This window comes from Salinispira pacifica (assembly GCF_000507245.1).
GTDB classification, from domain to species: domain Bacteria; phylum Spirochaetota; class Spirochaetia; order DSM-27196; family Salinispiraceae; genus Salinispira; species Salinispira pacifica.
Window position 1 is genome coordinate 2,999,459 of sequence record NC_023035.1, and the last position, 16,261, is coordinate 3,015,719.

15 protein-coding genes are annotated in these 16,261 nt (G+C 54.2%); 6 read left to right on the forward strand and 9 right to left on the reverse strand.

Going from position 1 to position 16,261, the window contains the following annotated elements; all coding sequences use genetic code 11:
- Positions 1–102: 102 nt before the first annotated feature.
- Complete coding sequence (locus tag L21SP2_RS13120) at positions 103–1,737, reverse strand: transposase (protein ID WP_024268226.1); 1,635 nt, start codon at positions 1,735–1,737, stop codon at positions 103–105.
- 209 nt (positions 1,738–1,946) lie between these two features.
- Between L21SP2_RS13120 and chrA the strand changes: the two genes are divergently transcribed.
- Positions 1,947–3,110 (forward strand): chromate efflux transporter, encoded by a 1,164-nt coding sequence (gene chrA, locus L21SP2_RS13125; protein WP_024269026.1) that lies wholly within the window; start codon positions 1,947–1,949, stop codon positions 3,108–3,110.
- Positions 3,111–3,208: 98 nt separating this feature from the next.
- Here chrA and L21SP2_RS13130 read toward each other — a convergent pair whose 3' ends face one another.
- The 5 genes from L21SP2_RS13130 to rsgA form a co-directional block, all read right to left on the reverse strand.
- Positions 3,209–3,622 (reverse strand): DUF2721 domain-containing protein, encoded by a 414-nt coding sequence (locus L21SP2_RS13130; RefSeq protein WP_024269027.1) that lies wholly within the window; start codon positions 3,620–3,622, stop codon positions 3,209–3,211.
- A gap of 21 nt (positions 3,623–3,643) precedes the next feature.
- Positions 3,644–3,859 carry a YgaP family membrane protein gene (locus L21SP2_RS13135; RefSeq protein ID WP_024269028.1) on the reverse strand — a complete coding sequence of 72 codons (216 nt, stop codon included), beginning with the start codon at positions 3,857–3,859 and terminating at the stop codon, positions 3,644–3,646.
- Between the two features lie 75 nt (positions 3,860–3,934).
- Positions 3,935–4,390 (reverse strand): hypothetical protein, encoded by a 456-nt coding sequence (locus L21SP2_RS13140; protein WP_024269029.1) that lies wholly within the window; start codon positions 4,388–4,390, stop codon positions 3,935–3,937.
- Positions 4,390–5,967 (reverse strand): aldehyde dehydrogenase family protein, encoded by a 1,578-nt coding sequence (locus tag L21SP2_RS13145; RefSeq protein ID WP_024269030.1) that lies wholly within the window; start codon positions 5,965–5,967, stop codon positions 4,390–4,392. The genes L21SP2_RS13140 and L21SP2_RS13145 overlap by 1 nt, the downstream gene beginning before the upstream one ends.
- 43 nt (positions 5,968–6,010) lie before the next feature.
- Positions 6,011–7,192 (reverse strand): ribosome small subunit-dependent GTPase A, encoded by a 1,182-nt coding sequence (gene rsgA / locus L21SP2_RS13150; protein WP_024269031.1) that lies wholly within the window; start codon positions 7,190–7,192, stop codon positions 6,011–6,013.
- Positions 7,193–7,728: 536 nt separating this feature from the next.
- On the opposite strand from rsgA, the gene L21SP2_RS13155 reads away from it, so the two are divergent.
- On the forward strand, positions 7,729–8,529 hold the full coding sequence (locus tag L21SP2_RS13155; RefSeq protein WP_024269035.1) for an SGNH/GDSL hydrolase family protein: 801 nt from the start codon (positions 7,729–7,731) through the stop codon (positions 8,527–8,529).
- 10 nt (positions 8,530–8,539) lie between these two features.
- Here L21SP2_RS13155 and L21SP2_RS13160 read toward each other — a convergent pair whose 3' ends face one another.
- A complete protein-coding gene (locus L21SP2_RS13160; RefSeq protein WP_024269036.1) occupies positions 8,540–9,982 on the reverse strand; it encodes a YfcC family protein in 1,443 nt (480 codons plus the stop codon).
- Positions 9,983–10,059: 77 nt separating this feature from the next.
- Positions 10,060–11,994, reverse strand: a complete 1,935-nt coding sequence (locus L21SP2_RS13165) for an AMP-dependent synthetase/ligase (protein WP_024269037.1) — start codon at positions 11,992–11,994, stop codon at positions 10,060–10,062.
- A gap of 159 nt (positions 11,995–12,153) precedes the next feature.
- Between L21SP2_RS13165 and L21SP2_RS13170 the strand changes: the two genes are divergently transcribed.
- The 4 genes from L21SP2_RS13170 (at position 12,154) to L21SP2_RS13185 (ending at position 15,352) form a co-directional block, all read left to right on the forward strand.
- The gene (locus L21SP2_RS13170; protein WP_024269038.1) at positions 12,154–12,891 is read left to right on the forward strand and encodes an AzlC family ABC transporter permease; all 738 of its coding nucleotides are present in this window, start codon (positions 12,154–12,156) and stop codon (positions 12,889–12,891) included.
- Positions 12,888–13,205, forward strand: a complete 318-nt coding sequence (locus tag L21SP2_RS13175) for a branched-chain amino acid transporter permease (RefSeq protein ID WP_024269039.1) — start codon at positions 12,888–12,890, stop codon at positions 13,203–13,205. Before L21SP2_RS13170 ends, L21SP2_RS13175 begins: the two co-directional genes overlap by 4 nt.
- Before the next feature lie 93 nt (positions 13,206–13,298).
- On the forward strand, positions 13,299–14,384 hold the full coding sequence (locus L21SP2_RS13180; RefSeq protein ID WP_081719723.1) for a lysophospholipid acyltransferase family protein: 1,086 nt from the start codon (positions 13,299–13,301) through the stop codon (positions 14,382–14,384).
- Complete coding sequence (locus L21SP2_RS13185) at positions 14,381–15,352, forward strand: class I SAM-dependent methyltransferase (protein WP_024269041.1); 972 nt, start codon at positions 14,381–14,383, stop codon at positions 15,350–15,352. Before L21SP2_RS13180 ends, L21SP2_RS13185 begins: the two co-directional genes overlap by 4 nt.
- On the opposite strand, the gene L21SP2_RS13190 is transcribed toward L21SP2_RS13185, so the two are convergent.
- Complete coding sequence (locus L21SP2_RS13190) at positions 15,334–16,113, reverse strand: sugar nucleotide-binding protein (protein ID WP_169730482.1); 780 nt, start codon at positions 16,111–16,113, stop codon at positions 15,334–15,336. The two genes, L21SP2_RS13185 and L21SP2_RS13190, sit on opposite strands and share 19 nt — an antisense overlap.
- Between the last annotated feature and the right edge of the window lie 148 nt (positions 16,114–16,261).

Consider the following 16,261-nt stretch of genomic DNA (forward strand, 5'->3'; position numbering starts at 1 on the left):
CATAGGGGGAGATAACCCTATGGGAGGGCCCCCGCCACTTTCTTTACCGGCTATTTATCTGTACCCCCACCCCGAAGGGCTTTCCCTTTCCCCTTTTCGCTTCTAACAGAGTGCATATCCATCCGGAATTGGTTTTGACCCATCTTCGGGAAACAGGTATCCCCTGATTCTGCGAATGTTAACCATCATGGCACTCAAGACCATCATGGTGGTAACCCGATGCCTGCCCCGCACTGGTAGTTTACAGAGATGGCCACCAAAGGGGTGAATAACACTTCGAACGGTACTCTCTATTGATGCCCGCTTATTGGTAATCTCTTTTCCTGTTTCTGCTACCTGCTTCCTGGTGGCGGCAACCCGCAAATCGGTCGCAGTAAAATGAAGAACATAACTTGGTCGCTTTTTCAGCCGCTTTGCCGGGCACTGGTTGACAAAGGGGCAAGCCTGACAGCCGTCGGCAGAAAACCCGGCGGTATAGCGGTCTGCTGCTTTTTTACTTTCCCGCAGCTCCCCGCCCTGGCCATTTGGACAGATGATAGCAGTCACCTTTCCTTCACTGGTTCGAGTGACGGTGAAATCTTCCAGGCCCACTCTCGTCTTCTCTTTTTTCCTTCCCTTGATGGCACTCACGTGCTGGCTTACCTGATATGTTGCTGTTGCCTTGGCTGCCGCCTCTCCCGTATACCCCGCATCGGTATACACTTCATCGATTCCCTCCCGCTCTTTCAGGTTCTCAATATCTTCGGCCAGAAATTGCTGGTCATCGGTTATGTTTGGCGCCACACTTACCCTGCTGATGAGTTGGAGATTATTATCTTCATCGCAAGTTTCCGTGATATTTGCACCATACCCCCGGGAGCTTTCTCTGCTTTTCGTCCTGAAGGTGGCCTCTTCATCATCAGGAGACTGCAAGGTGCTACCACCGAGTTCTTTACTTTCTCGCACAACGATAGATTCCTGTTCAAAACGAAAGTGTTCACCAAAAACCCTGAAGGCCTGCTGGTACGCTTTTTCATCTCCGTGCACGTCTTCAAAACATTCCAGCATAGTCGATAGATCTTTTCCAAGCTGCTCAAGTCGCCCGTCCATCTCGTCCCGTTTCACCCGGCAGCAATAGTGCAGGGAGTCTTCTTTCACATACCTGGCAAACAGCTGCTCATACGCTTTCTGTTCTTCTTCACTGAGCATACGGTAAAAGCGATGGATGATTTCTACCAACAGCTGCAGACGGCTCATCTTGCGGATGTTACTCTGCACCATGGTTGAATCCATCCGCTGTAGGCCGGTTTTTATCTGAAACTGTTTCAATTGCTCGTCGGTTATCTGTTCACTTGCCTTGTGAATCAGATTAACCCTGTGTTCCTCTTCATAGGCACTCACCGCTGAGCGGAAGTTGTAGATAGTACGCAGCTCAAAGTTTCCTTCGTCAAAGTCCTTCAAGCCCAGGGCGTAGCGGAACTTCAGATCAAACATGAAATGATCATAGAGTCGCTCGTCACTTAAGCCGAATCCGGATTTGAGGGTTTCAAAGCCTACCAGAATATTGATAGGCGTGTTGGGCCGTGAATGCTTATCACTGTAGAGAACGGAGAAGACCTCCTCGTTAATCCTGCAGAAATATTCATGGTAGAAAACCTGTGCCCAGGACTGTTCAAGGTGTTTTCTTGCAGTCTCAGGAAGTTGGTCCACCGATGTAAACATTCTCTGCTGCTTATGTCCTTCGTTCTTTCGAAACATCCGCTCCCCCCGATGCGGAATTTTACCCTATCAACAAAATTTTGGGAATTCCCTACCTTTTTTCAGGGGAGTCCTTAATGGGTTTCCCAAAAGCAAGAAAAACAAAGGAAATTCAGCGAATCGGACGATTAATCTCATTCATGCCTGTACAGTAGCCGTGAAAAGACAGTATGTTCACCGGGAGTTGGCATGAATTAAGGAGATTCTTCATGATAGCATTTCTGCGGGATGTTTTTCTGGTTTCCCTCCAGGCCTTCGGAGGACCCCAAAGTCATATTTCCGTTTTTGAACAAATCCTGGTAAAACGAAGGGGATATTTGAACGATGAGGAGCTGATGGAGCTTCTGGGACTCTGCAGCATGCTCCCCGGGCCCACAAGCACCCAGACCATAGTCTCTGTCGGGTACAAACAGGGAGGCAGGATTCTGGCCGTGCTGACCCTGGTAGTATGGGCCCTTCCCATCCTTATTGCCATGGGGGCTTTGAGCTTTTTCTATGCATCCATGGAATCATACGAAGGTCTGCAGAGAAGTCTCCGCTTCGTGGGGCCGATGGCTCTGGGATTCATTATTGTTGCGGCGTTCAGGATCGGACGAAAGGTGATCAAGGATCTCTTTACCGGATTGATTTTCGCCGCAAGCGCCCTCATCACATTTTTCTTCTCCATGCCGTGGATCTTTCCTCTGGTGCTTGTTGCCGGCGGAGGGGCGGAGATTCTGCGCAACAGGGATCAGCAGCTCTGGAATCGGGTAGAGATCAAGCCCCGCTGGAGCCTTCCCGCAGCAGTGCTGGCCATCGCCCTGATCAATCCGCTGCTCACGGCTCTCACCGGTTCGTCATTGGCAGCCCTCTTTGAAAGCTTCTTCCGCTACGGATACCTGGTATTCGGCGGAGGCCAGGTGATCATCCCCATGATGTACAGTGAACTGGTGGAGCTTCGCCGGTACTTAAGCAGCCAGGAGTTTCTGGCCGGGTACGGTCTGGTTCAGGGACTTCCCGGACCCATGTTCAGCTTCACCGCCTTCGCCGGGGGACTGGCTATGAGAACCCAGCCCGCGCTTCAGCAGGTTCTTGGGATAGTTCTTTCCGCCACCGGAATTTTTCTGCCCGGTCTGCTTCTGATTTTCTTCGTCTATCCGCTGTGGCAGGATCTGAAAAAAATCCGGGGACTGGCCCTCTCGGTTACCGGTATTTCCGCCGCTGCCGGCGGTCTGCTGGCATCCGCTGCTCCAAGGCTGATCATCGCCGGAAGCTCCGGTCTCATAGAGGCTGTGGTAAGCCTGTGTACGGTTCTGATTCTGGGGTTTACCAGGCTCCCGCCGCCGATCCTGGTGCTTGGAGTAATTCTTGCAGGACTGTTCATTCCCATGTAGAAATCGGTTCCGGGCCAGAGGCCGGTTTATTTCGCTATAGTTGGTTTTTCTATAGTTAGTTATTCTATAGAGAGACGGTGCTGCCGGGACGCCTGTAACTAGGGATGGTCCGGACAGCCGCCCTCAAGGTCCGAAAGCTGGAGATTCAGTGCGGTAACCGATATTCTCAGTTCAGCCAGAGAATATCCCAGACTGGTAATCATGGATACAAGGCTCAGGGCGAACACCACCTCCGCCACCGGACGCACCGAGAAGAACAGGAGAAACATGGTCACCACGCAAAGGAGCAGCGAGAGTACACCGAACATCTGCATAATCTTGATCAGGAAAATACGGCGCTGGAGATTCCGGATCTGACTGTACACCATGTTCACGTGCTCCTCTCCCTCCTCACGGGACTCCCTGTGAAGCTGACGGATGAGATTGGCAAGGGTGATAAAGCGGTTGGTATACGCCAGAAGGAGAAGAGAGAGCGCGGGAAACAGCAGCGCAGGAGTTGTAATATCTATCATGATGTGACACCGGCTCCCGGGTTATTCCGCATTTTTACGGGTATTAATCCCGAATGGAATGTACATGGGGCAGCGCGCCGCTGCAGAGCTGATCATCAGAATTACACCGGGTACGGCAAGCCACCACAGCATTCCATAGAGAATCTGCACTGCAATTCCTGCAGCCAACAATGCGATTCCGATGATCATTCTCAGGGTTCTGTCGGTTTGCCCCATATTTTTCACAAATTTTTTCATGCTTTCCTCCATGCCGGGGTTGGTAAATGAATGTACGCCCGCCGTCCCGGTCTGCTATCGGCGGCAACGCTGCTCTCAGCGGGTAATCAGGATAATACTGATGTACCCGGCGGCAAAGCTGCCAAGGGCTGCCGCCCCGCTCAAACGATGTTCAATACTGCCCGGCTCAAGAATGAAGGCATTCAGAAACAGTCCGCTCACCCCCAATGCATTGAAGAGCATATGAGGCCATACCCGGTCAATCCGGTCCGAATACGCAATGGTTCCCGCAATGCTGCTCAGGGCGGCGGAACCCAGGCTTGCATACCCCAGATAGGGGTGACCTTCCCAGCCCAGCATACCGGTAACCCCCGTGGCAGTCATCAACCCCAGAGAGGTATACCCGCCGATTCGGTGAATATTGTTGCTCCGTATAAATCTTGCAAGACTCATATCCCGTTCCCGGGAATCATCGGCATCCTCAGCACTCTGGGCCGTGATCCCTCCCAGCGCAAGGCTCACCAGCAGAACCAGCATCAGCACACGTTTCATCAGTCCTCCTTCCTGAACATCCTCAGAAATGTCTTGAATAAAGGTACTAAAAAACGGAGCCGTCGTGGCCCCTTAATTACCCGAATTGCTCCGAGAAGCCCGTTGTAGAGGTTAGCGCTGTAGGGGTACCACCACATTTGGCGGGGTGCGAAGTCAAGCATATCTCTGACGACCACTTTGGGCTGGGTCATCTCTTCGAATCCGAGAAAGGAGTGACTACGGCCCAAAGCCGACTGCTTGTATCCCCCCCAGGGGGTCTCCGGCATCCCGTGGCTCATGAGATGATCGTTCACCGTCACCGCACCTGCTTCAAGCTCTCTGATGAAATACATGCTCCTGGATTTGCTTCGGGTCCATACCGAAGCGGTGAGCCCCAGATAACTGTTATTCGCATGTTCAACCGCTTCGCTGTCCCGGGAAAAAGCAGTCAGGGTGAGTACCGGTCCGAAGGTCTCATCCAGCTGGACCTTCATTGACATATCAACATCCTCCAGAACCACCGCCGGATGACCAAAGCCGGGGAGAGCGTGGAAACCCTCTGTTCCGTAGCCCTCAAGAGAGCTGGTTACAAACCTGGCTCCTTTACTCACTGCATCATCAATGTGCACAGCAACACTTTTCCTCTGGCTTTCTGTGGTGAGACTCCCCATGTCCCAGTCGGTTGAGCCGTTCTCCGTACCAGCAGTCCTGTGTCTCAGCCGGGAAATCTTACGGCTCAGCAGTTCACGGAATTCCTCATAGATGTCTGTATGAACGTAGATCCGTTCCACCCCGCCGCAGGATTGACCGCAATTGGACAGCCCGGCCCACATGGCGCCGTTCACCGCACGATGAATGTTTGCATCGGAACAGACAATCATGGCGTCATTTCCGCCCAGCTCCAGGGAAACCGGAAGCAGAATACTCCCCGCCTCCTGTGCAAGTTTTTTCCCCACATCCACCGATCCGGTAAAAAACAGCTTCCGGATTCCCGAATGAATCAGGCCGCTTCCCGCCCTGGAACCCGGAACATGGGTCAGCTGAAGGAGATCAGGATCCAGCCCCGCTTCAGTGAAATAGCGCTTCATCATCTCCCCCAGGGGCTGGCACTGACTGGCCACTTTCAGGACCACGCCGTTCCCTGCCATGAGAGCGGTGGCCACCTCCTGAAACGGGATTGAAAAAGGATAGTTCCAGGGGCTGATAATTCCCACCACCCCCAGGGGCTCCCGGAAGAGCCGGGAACGCTTATTGAAAAACAGGATGCTGCTTCCCTTCAAGGGGCGGGGAGCCAGTGCTGCGGCAGCGCTGCGGCCGTAATAGGAAGCTGATATGACCGAGGGCAGAACCTCGGTGACGAGGGCATCAACTTCGGTTTTCCCCGTCAGTCTGCTGATCATGGCTGCAAGTTCTTCGGCATCTTCCGACAAAATCCGGGAAAGGCTGTCCAGCACCTTCCTGCGCCGGGAAATAGGGACCATCTTCCACCTTTCCTGGGCGTCTGCCGCCCTGCGGACCAGACCGGGAAGGGACGAGGGATCATCCCGTTTTTGTTCACATACCACCTCTCCGGTGGCGGGATTATATATATGTGCCATAGAACTATAAGTGTACACCCCGCTGATGCAGGGTGCAACTGTGTCAGCGTTTGGCCGCTTTCCGGGCCTCCTGTTCTCTGCGCCGTTCAAGGTACGCCAGTTCCCGCAGCAGCTTTCTGTAGGATTGAAAGCGCCGTTCGCTGAACCTGCCGTCGCTGATTGCCTCTTTCACCGCACAGCCGGGTTCCTTCTCATGCCGGCAGTCTCTGAAGCGGCAATCTTCGGCCAGTTCATGAATGTTCGGGAAACTTTGATCCAGGGTATCTTCTTCACCCCAAATTTTCAGTTCACGAAGCCCCGGCAGATCTGCGATGAGCAGTCGGTTTCCCGCGGGATATATTCTTCCCGATGTGGTGGTATGTCGCCCCTGAAGATCCCCCTTCCGCTGAGTTCCTTCCTTCGCCCGGACGAGACTTTCTGCAGGGGAGCCAGATTCCCGCTGAAGGGCATTCACTATGGCAGACTTGCCGACTCCGCTTTTCCCGAGCATGGCAAGGGTAACTGCGGAATCTCCCGCAGTTACCCTCAACAGTTCCGTGAGCCGGGAAATACCCTCTCCGGTATGAGCACTCACAGCACATACCGGCACACCGAATGAAATCTCACTGGCCGCGGCAGAGATCCTGCGGACATGTCCGGTGTCGGCGCAATCCAGTTTGTTCAACACGATCACCGGTTTTGCCCCGGAGTTCCAGGCTGTGGTGAGGCTTCGTTCAAGCATGGACTCAAGGAAATTTCTTCCGCCATCCAGGCCGAACACCAATAATAGGTAGTCAAGATTGCTCACCATCCACTGCTGCTCGGTTTTACGTCCTGCAGCCCAGCGCTGCAGTCCGCTGCTCCGTGGGAGGACTTCTTCAATTATGCTTCCCCCACCCTCATTCCGGATCGCGACCCAATCCCCCACTGCCGGGTAGTCGGCGCTTTTTTCTGCACGAGACTCGAAATGGCCGGATATGCGGGCGGCAACCGGGTCCCTGAGGACGGCTGCCGTCTCCACTTCTCCGGTCTCCACTTCTCCGGTCTCCACTTCTCCGGCCTCCACTTCTCCGGCCTCCATTTCTGCACTTCCCGGTGCAAGGAGATATACGTGGTGTTCCTGTCCGATAACCCGGGCGGGAAACAGCGTTGAGTTATTCTCTCCCATCAGTTCCTGCCCACGTTCCTTCCAATTCTCTTCCATTTCCGGGGTCCAGCCCCAGACGTTCAGATTTCTGATTTTCATGTACTTCCTGTTTATTCAGCCGTTCACCCGGAGCAGAACGAAGTTCTCCGGGGGATCAGGACATCTCAGCTCTCATGGAAGCATCAGGTATGTGAAAATCTGCCTGAGAGGAACTACTGCCGGTGTCGACAAGGCCCGGGGGCAAAACGCTTCCTGCGGATGCTGAAATCCGATAAAAAATGCATGAATCGAGAACCCAAGCGGATATGCCGGTTAAAAACCGGTCATGTGTGGGGGAATCATTCCTGTGTCAGAATCTGTGTGCAGGGAAGCAGTGTGCCGGAAAACTGTGGGTGAAGCACTTTTAGCGGTTTTCAGTGCTTCGTCGGCGGATCGGAGTTATTCAGAGATTCCGGAGAACGATTCGTTATCATGCGTACGTGAAATGTGAGTTTGATATATTTTCAGCATGTATACACCTCCGGAAAGAATAATTTCTCCAAGAGTAGCACTCACCTGCCGTCGTTTCAATCTCCCGGGACCGAAGCCGGGTGATTTTTCTTCATTTTTTCTCATTCCCTGGCTATTTTTTTCATATGATATTCATCCGCAGGCACAGGTTCACCAGTCGTCGCACAGCCCGACCCCGCCAAAAGAAGATCGGAGGGCAGAGTTCAGCCGGCGGAGCTGCGGGTATCGTCGTTCCGATTTTCATGGTTCTTTCCCTTCTTCCTGCGGCATGCAGTTCCCAGGGGGAGCTTCTCTCCCAGGCTGATGCCGATGCGCGGTACCTGGCGCTGGGAGACAGCTACACCATCGGCGAATCGGTGGAAGCTGATCGGCGCTGGCCGGCGATCCTGGCCCGGAACCTGGAAAATAGATACCCCCATAGCAGTATTTCGGTGCAGTACCGGGCCCGTACAGGCTGGACCACCGGGAATCTGCTCTCCAGTCTCATGGAGACACCTCCGGAAAACAGCTATGATGCGGTGAGCCTTCTCATCGGAGTAAACAACCAGTTTCAGGGTCTGGATTTCTCCACCTATCGGCAGGATGTTCCCAGGCTGATCGCACTGGCAAGAAACTACAGTTCCGAAGGCAATATATTCGTTCTCTCAATACCGGATTACAGCTACACGCCCTACGGAGGCATGCTCAGCCCCGGGGACCGTGAACGGATATCCCGTGAAATCGATGAATACAACAGCTGGATGGAAGAGTACTGTCGGCAGCAGGGAATTCCCTTTGTAAATATCACCCCCATAACCCGGCAGGCAATAGACAACCCGGATCTGGTGGCGGATGACGGGCTTCATCCCTCGGCGCAAGCCTACAGGCTGTTTGCGGAGGAAATTATTCGGCAGATCGATATCCAGGCATTGCTGGATCTTGAGTAGCGGGATTCCGTCAAAACGGTCCATATCCTGTGGCATACGCAAGATACAGGTATCCCAGAGAGAGCAGAAACATGAAGGCCTGGACGGGAAAAATGAACCTGAACCAGCTTCCGTAGGATACTCCGGAGATCCCCAGAGATATGAGCAGCACCGCATTGGTCGGGAACAGGAGATTGCTGAATCCGTCTCCGAAGGAAAAGGCAAGAACCGCCGTCTGGCGGGTGAACCCCAGAATATCCGCAAGCGGGGCGATCACCGGCATCACCAGAAGAGCCTTGGCTGAAGCGGAGCCCACAAAAAGATTGAGAATGAACACCAGCAGATAGATGGCCGCAAGGGCGAAAAAATCGCTCTGTCCCTGAATAATCCGGGATGCACGGTACAGAATGGTGTGGAGAACTCCCGCCTCAACAATAATGTATTTCACGCTTGCTGCCATGAGGATGAGGATCACTCCAGGTAACACCGCCAGAATCCCCCGGAGAAAATATGAGCCCAGCTGCTTCAGGGAATATCCCGCCAGCAATCCGCTGATCCATGCCGAAAAGAAAAATACCAGGGCTATTACCGGCATGCTGTAATCCGAGAGGCCGGGAACCGCCGAAGCTCCCAGAATATACGCCAGAATTATCAGCAGAGAACCCAGGAATGCCCGGTAAGCAGCGGGCCGGGGCGGTCGGGCACGGGGCGGTTGAGACCGGGGGTCCCGAGCCCCCTGTTTTGAACCGGAACCGGCGCCTGCCATGGAGCCGACGGGGGTTATGCCGCCTAAGCGCTTGATGTATCGGAAGATGAATATCAGCAGGAAGAAATAGGTCAGGGTGAATATCACCAGCCGGAAACCCGCACCGGAGAAGAGAGGAAGACCTGCAATCTGCTGGGCCACTCCTATGCTGAAGGGGTTTGATACCGCTGCACTGAAACCGAAACCTGCGGCGAGAATGCTGATGGCAAGGCCGGTGAACCGGTCCCAGCCCATGGATACTGCAATGGATATTGCGATGGGAACCAGGAGGACAACCTCCTCAAAGATTCCCATGAAGGCTCCGAAGGCCATGAAAAGCAGAACCAGCACCGCCACCAGCATTTTCGGACGGTTCCGGAAACGGCGGACGCTTTCATCAATAAGATGGGGAATAATGCCGGTGTTCTGGAAGACAGTGATGGCACCGCTGACAATGAAAATAAATGCGATTATCACCAGAATGATCAGCGAGTCATCGCTGAACAGCACCAGCACCGGGGAGGCCAGCCACTGAAAAAAGGAAAGGGGCTCAACGTCGCCGGATTCATAGCTGCCGGGAACCAGCACCTCCCGGCCGTTTTCCACAGCCGTGGCATAGCTTCCCGGTTCGATCACCCTTGAGAGAAGTCCCGCCACAATCATTATTGCGAACAGCGCGGCAAAGGACACAAGAAAGGCCCGTTTCCCGATTCGTATGCTTTGCTCCATGATGCCTGCCTGGTTGCCGGGCCTTCAGTCCGGGAGGGCCGTGAGTACCGGCCCTCTCACCCCGGTCTGAGAATTTTCTATTCAAAAAGCTCCCGGATCTCCTTCGCATAGGCATCGGAAATATAATGCCGCTTCAGATCCTGCTTGCCGGAAAGTTCCTTTCCAACCTCGAAGCTGCCGGGAAGAACCGTAAACCGGCTGATCTGTTCCCAGGTGCGGAATCCGTTTTTGGAGTTTACCGTCTCGGCGATCTCGAATTTCAGCAGGGATCTCACCGCATCGCTTGTTGCCAGAGTTTCCCAGTCATCACCGGGAATACCCTGCTCACCTGCCCATTCAATAACGTTGTCCCGGTTGGGTACGATTAGCGCACCCAGATACTTCTGGTCCTGGCCAACCACCACGGCGAAATCTATATAGCTGCTGGAGCGCAGTTTCGCTTCAATAGGTGTGGGTTCAATGTTTTCACCGCCCAGGAGCACAACCGTGTCCTTGGCTCTTCCCCGGATGGCGATTTCACCGTTGTGAGTCATCTCCGCAAGATCCCCGGTGTTGAGCCAGTTCTCGCCGTCGATCATCTGCTCGGTAAGATCCGGTCTTTTATAGTATCCGATCATCCGCTGCATGCCCCGCACCCACAGTACGCCTTTGTGTCCCGGGGGAAGCACCTTGCCGTTTTCATCCCGTACCTGGGCCTCGGTATAACGCAGGGGAGAGCCGATGGTTCCCTGAACCGGAGACCACTGGGTTCTCACCGAAATCACCGGACTGGTTTCTGTAAGGCCGTAGCCCTCCAGGAGCAGAATCCCCGCAGCGGAAAAGAACTTATCGATATGGGCGGGAAGCGCTCCCCCTCCGCTGATTCCCGCTACGAAGCGTCCGCCGAGCTTGGCCCGGATCTTGCTGAATACCAGTACGCTCCCCAGGGCCTGCAGGGGAAGCAGGAGAAGCCAGGGGATAAAGGCGGTCACAACATCAAGTATGCGGCTGCGCTTTTTGAAGTTGGGCAGCCACCCTCTGAGTTTGGCTTCCTGATATTTATACGCTCCGCCCACCGCAACAAAAAAGCGGAACAGGGCCCAGCTTGCACCGCCTTTGGCCCGGAGATTTTTATAGATTCCCGCCTGAAGGCTTTCCCAGATCCGGGGCACGGAGGCCATCCAGGTGGGACGCACCTTTGCGAAATCCGCCAGCATAATGGGACCCACCGGCTTGGAATATGCAAGGGCCGAACCGTTGGCAATGGATATGTACTGCATGACCCGCTCGAAGCTGTGCCATACCGGCAGTACGCAGAGCCAGGTGTCTCCGGCGGAAATATCTATTTTATTATCTATATAGAGGGCCTGAACCAGGAAGTTCCAGTGACTGATCATCACACCCTTGGGTTCACCGGTTGTTCCCGAGGTAAAAATAATGGTGGCAAGTTCTTCCGGCTTTGCGGAATCGATGTTCGACTTGATAGCCTCCCGGTGCCTGGAAAGATGTTCTTTCCCGCTCTCCATAATGGATGAAAAAAGGATCAGGCTCGACCCCCGGGGGAGCTGGGATTCAATATCCGGGAGACTCTCCTTTGCATCCTCCCCCGGCTCATCGAAGAGAATCCAGTTCTTCAGATGGGGAACTTCCTTTTTCCGGTCCAGAACCTTTTTCAGCTGGGTGATATTCTCGAAAATCGATGACCTGGCCTCAACAGTGTTGAGAATATAGATGAGCTCACCGGGCATGGTATCATTTCCCCGGGGAACATCCGCCGCACCCAGGGCCTGGAGTCCCAGGTCTGCAAGAAGCCACTCTTTCCGGTTTTCCGAAATAAGCCCCACCAGATCGTCCCGGCCAATTCCATGCTCCAGGAAACCTGCGGCGGCTATATACATCTCTTCAACCAGCTGGGGATAGGTTGTGGGCTGGAAATCTCCCTTGTCATCCTTACTGTACTGGGCTACAGCCGATGGCCAGGTATCAGCACTGATCATCAGCTGCTGGGGAATGGTTCTCTTGTTCAGTTCCATAATATTCCTCTCACTATTTACTCGCCGGGAGCGGTATTCGCCCCTAATGCGACTGAACCGGACTGCACATATTCAAATTTTTTCATATTCCGGCCTTACAGGTAGTATGGAGGGCTTTCAGCGAATTGACAACCGCTATTTCCCAGGCAGGAAATTCCTGTGTATCTGTACGTGTATGCCGGCTACGGGTACAATGCCGGAATGGATCAGCATGTTCGAACCTTCATATCTGCACTGCGCAGTACAATACCGGTATTTTTCGGATATATGAGCATCGGCATTGCGTTCGGCTTCCTTCTGGTTACTTCCGGAGTACACTGGATCTGGGCTCTCATCATCAGCGTGGCAGTATTTGCCGGAGCCGCTCAGTTCCTGGCGGTGGGGCTGATAAGCAGCGGAAGTTCTCCCGTGGAGATCGGGATTGCGGTGTTTTTGATCAATGCCCGGCATATGGTGTACGGGCTTTCTCTGCTGGAAAGGTTTCAGTTCTTCCGGAGGTTCAAAGCCTATATCATTTTCGGGCTGACGGATGAAACCTACGGTCTGCTCACCACCGTCGAGGCCCCGGAGGGCTCGGATCCGGAGGTCTTCGATTTTTACATCACTCTGCTGAATCATTCATACTGGATTCTGGGCTCGGTAAGCGGTGCGCTGCTGGGAAGGGTGCTGCCCTATGACGCACCGGGAATTGAATTTTCCATGACGGCCCTGTTCACCGTCCTGCTCATCGAACAGATCAAAAGCATCCGAAAAGCGGCTCCCTTTGTTCTTGCTCTGGGAATCTGTATTCTTCTGCATCTGCTCCAGGTGAGGGAGCAGCTTCTGCTTCCGGCCATTATCCTCTCGGCTCTCGGGACAATGGCCCTGCCTGCGGATGAAAACGGCGGTGCATCATGACTGCGTACCTGCTCAGCGCAACCCTGGCCATGGCCTTCGCCACCCTTATAACCAGAGCCCTGCCCTTTCTGGTATTTCGCCGGGGCATACCCCATCCGGGTTTCGTCAAACGGGCAAGGAGAATTCCCGCCGGGGTAATGGTGGTTCTGGTGTTTACCAGTCTTCCCCTGGAAGGAGCTTTGCTGTCATGGGAGACCCTGATTCCGTGGATATCCGTGGCGGTTACGGCTCTGATCCATATAGCCACCCGGCATCCCCTTCTCAGTATTTTCGGCGGCACAGGGCTGTACATGCTGCTGCTGCATTTCAGCTGATCCGGCGGCCTCCGGCATTGAAGATCCCCCTTTCCCGGGGTATAGTGGTGTTGATTGAACCGGGTTCAATATTACCGGTTTTCAGAGGAATATATGAAAGATTTTACAGATATACAGGCATATTCAGACAGTCAATTCCGGGAAGGCTGGCGCAGGATGCTCCGGGATCCGGGGTTCAGCAGCATGCTCAGCGGCATGAAGGGGCGGTTCCGTCTGCTCCGGCGCAGGATTTCCAGGATACGGCGCATCGGTCAGTTCCGGCGGCTGATGATCCGTCTGGTGGGTTATCTCATTCGCAAAACCACCGGCGGGGTCAGCTGGAGCGGTGCGGAAAATCTTCCTGCAGCAAGGGCCAGAAAAAAGCAGGGTGCCATTTTCATCTCAAACCACAGAAGCACATCCCTGGACCCCATGCTCTTCAACTACATGCTGAACTCTGAGATCGGCACCACCGCCTACAACGCCGCAGGAGATAATCTGATGAATACCCCCTGGCTGGGGCATCTCATACGGCTCAACCGGGGCTTCATCGTGAAACGGAATCTTTCCGACCCGGATCAGAAACTTGAAGAGGCTGAGAAGCTCTCCAAATATATCAGGAAACTGGTGGAATCCGGCAAGCATGTATGGATCGCCCAGAGGAACGGACGGGCCAAGGACGGCAATGACCGCACAGATTCCGCCGTCCTGGCCATGATTAAAATGGCACACCGGGAAAAATCCTGGGAGGAACTGAGCACTGAGATCCCCATAATTCCGGTAAGCATGAGTTATGAGGAAATCCCTTTGGATGATCTCCTTGCAAAAGATCACCTGGGTATTCTTGACCGCAGTTCCCCGGACCGGGATAAAGCCCAGGTTATCCGTGAGCTGAGGGACAGAAAACGGCGTATTCATATTCATGTGTCCGAACGAATACGGGGAGGCAAACGGGGCGAACTGGTGCGGAGCCTGGACAGGAAGATTATCGGCGGAACCCGGATCTGGGATTCCAATGCAGTGGCAGCTGAGCTGCTGGAGCATATTAAACCCACCTCAGCCGCTCCTTCACGACCCCACCACATTCGGGAAGGAGCAGAATGGTTTCTGGAAAAACTCCAGCAGCACGATCATCACATCCGAAGCGCCATACTCCGACTCTATGCCGCACCCCTGCTCAACCGGCTGGAACTGAAATGAACCCCGACAAGCTGCTTCTCATCATCTTTCTTCTCCAATATGCAGCGCAGAAAGAAGTGACCATGGAGCTGCTGTTTCAGGAAGCTGACAGCTTTTTTCCCGGCGAGCACAATATGCCCTCCGTCCTTTCATCGGAAATCAGGCAGCAGCTGGGAAGCCTTCGGGAACGGGGACTCATTATTGAACAGGGTGACAGCTACAGGATTCCCGAAAAAAACCTCAACAGGGTTATGCGCCACCGGGTGGAGTTCGAATTCAAGGCGGGATCTGCCCTGAGCAGAATCAGCCGGGCAGATGAGGCTATGCGTACCGCATTGTACGACCAGGGAGGTTTTATCGGGCTCTGCGGCGAGACCCAGCGGAAGTGGATCGGGGAGCAGCTGTCTGATATGCATTCTCCCGTACTGGATCTGGGCTGCGGAGACGGCCGCCAGGGGGAGCTGCTGCAGGAGCTAAGCGCTGCTCGGTTAACAGGTGTGGATTACAGTGAAGATGCGGTGCGCCGGGCATCCGGCAAGCTCCATGGGGGTGCATATCTGCATGATATGGAGGCCCTGGAAACCCTTGATGCGGAATACCGTTCCATCATGTCTGTTGATTCACTCTATTTCAGCCGCGATCCGGAAGATCTGCTGGAAAAGATCCGGGAGCACAGCCATAGCGGCGAGCGCATCCTTCTGTATTCGGAATACCGTCAAACACAGAGCCAAACAGCTCCCCTGACCAGTCCGGTTGACACCATTCCCGGTAGCTGGATGGACAGCGAACGGATACCCTACCAGGTAATCGACTTCAGCAGCAGAGAACAGGCAATCTGGTCGCTGCGGCTGAAGCTCCTGGAAGGGCTGAAATCCCAATATTATGAAGAAAAAACTGCATACCTTTACTGGTCCCAGTATCAGGAGGCATCGGTGATGGCCCGGATCACTTCCCGGAACAGCTTCAAACGCTACGGCTTCAGATTCTGATCTGCTGCGGAGATTCCAAGCCGCTGAGGTATTGATTCGGGTTCACAGCGATCATCCAACATCCGCTGATCAAACACAAAGGAATTATCCTCCCTCAGTTCCCAGGGCAGATTCAGTCTGACCCGGATTGCATCAATCATGTCATAAAAATTCCAGGCTTCACTGCTGTTTCCGTCCAGATGATACACTCCCCCCTCACCCCGGCTCAGAAGCGAGTACATCCATTCCCCGCTTTCGGCCATATGGGAACAGGCGGGGATCCATTTTTTGGATGCCGATATATATCCCTGCTCCCGGGCCTGGGCGGAAAGCTGGGCGAACATATTATTGCCGCCGGAGTTTTCGTCAAACTGCCAGCCCAGGCGGATAATCAGTCCACGGGGGTTCTCCCGGGTCACCGCCTCCTCGCAGCGGAGTTTGTACGCCCCGTACTCGTCGGCGGGTTCGGGCACACGGCCGGGCTGAAAGGGTCCGGTCATATGGTTTCCGAACACCATTACCGAGCTGGTGAACGCAAAGGGAATTCCCCGTTCTGAAGCCAGCCGGGCAAGCAATCCCGACCAGTTTTCGTGACCCATTCCCAGGTGTATGAGGGCATCGGGCTTTTTCTCTTTGAAGTAGCGGATACAGGCGTCAGTATCATCGGGATCTGCGCCCTTTCTGTCCCAGCCGCTCCATTCCCATCCTGCCTGGGTGAACCTGCGGATTACATGGGGGGCCAGGCTGCCCCCGCTTCCGGTTATCAGCACATGTTTGCTCATATGTTTCACATCCTTTTCACCCACACATCCTATGGGGCTCAAGTCCCCGGGGTCAAGACATTCCCAATTTTCCCGGCCGCCCTGATCTTCCCCCGGGAACGGAGTGACGCCTTCCGGAATGAGCAACCGGCCCTTTACTGAACCTGCT

Coding starts and splice junctions, on each gene's coding strand:
- L21SP2_RS13120 (WP_024268226.1), bottom strand. CDS start 1,737: ATGTTTCGAAAGAACGAAGGACATAAGCAGCAGAGAATGTTTACATCG.
- chrA (WP_024269026.1), top strand. CDS start 1,947: ATGATAGCATTTCTGCGGGATGTTTTTCTGGTTTCCCTCCAGGCCTTC.
- L21SP2_RS13130 (WP_024269027.1), bottom strand. CDS start 3,622: ATGATAGATATTACAACTCCTGCGCTGCTGTTTCCCGCGCTCTCTCTT.
- L21SP2_RS13135 (WP_024269028.1), bottom strand. CDS start 3,859: ATGAAAAAATTTGTGAAAAATATGGGGCAAACCGACAGAACCCTGAGA.
- L21SP2_RS13140 (WP_024269029.1), bottom strand. CDS start 4,390: ATGAAACGTGTGCTGATGCTGGTTCTGCTGGTGAGCCTTGCGCTGGGA.
- L21SP2_RS13145 (WP_024269030.1), bottom strand. CDS start 5,967: ATGGCACATATATATAATCCCGCCACCGGAGAGGTGGTATGTGAACAA.
- rsgA (WP_024269031.1), bottom strand. CDS start 7,192: ATGAAAATCAGAAATCTGAACGTCTGGGGCTGGACCCCGGAAATGGAA.
- L21SP2_RS13155 (WP_024269035.1), top strand. CDS start 7,729: ATGATATTCATCCGCAGGCACAGGTTCACCAGTCGTCGCACAGCCCGA.
- L21SP2_RS13160 (WP_024269036.1), bottom strand. CDS start 9,982: ATGGAGCAAAGCATACGAATCGGGAAACGGGCCTTTCTTGTGTCCTTT.
- L21SP2_RS13165 (WP_024269037.1), bottom strand. CDS start 11,994: ATGGAACTGAACAAGAGAACCATTCCCCAGCAGCTGATGATCAGTGCT.
- L21SP2_RS13175 (WP_024269039.1), top strand. CDS start 12,888: ATGACTGCGTACCTGCTCAGCGCAACCCTGGCCATGGCCTTCGCCACC.
- L21SP2_RS13180 (WP_081719723.1), top strand. CDS start 13,299: ATGAAAGATTTTACAGATATACAGGCATATTCAGACAGTCAATTCCGG.
- L21SP2_RS13185 (WP_024269041.1), top strand. CDS start 14,381: ATGAACCCCGACAAGCTGCTTCTCATCATCTTTCTTCTCCAATATGCA.
- L21SP2_RS13190 (WP_169730482.1), bottom strand. CDS start 16,113: ATGAGCAAACATGTGCTGATAACCGGAAGCGGGGGCAGCCTGGCCCCC.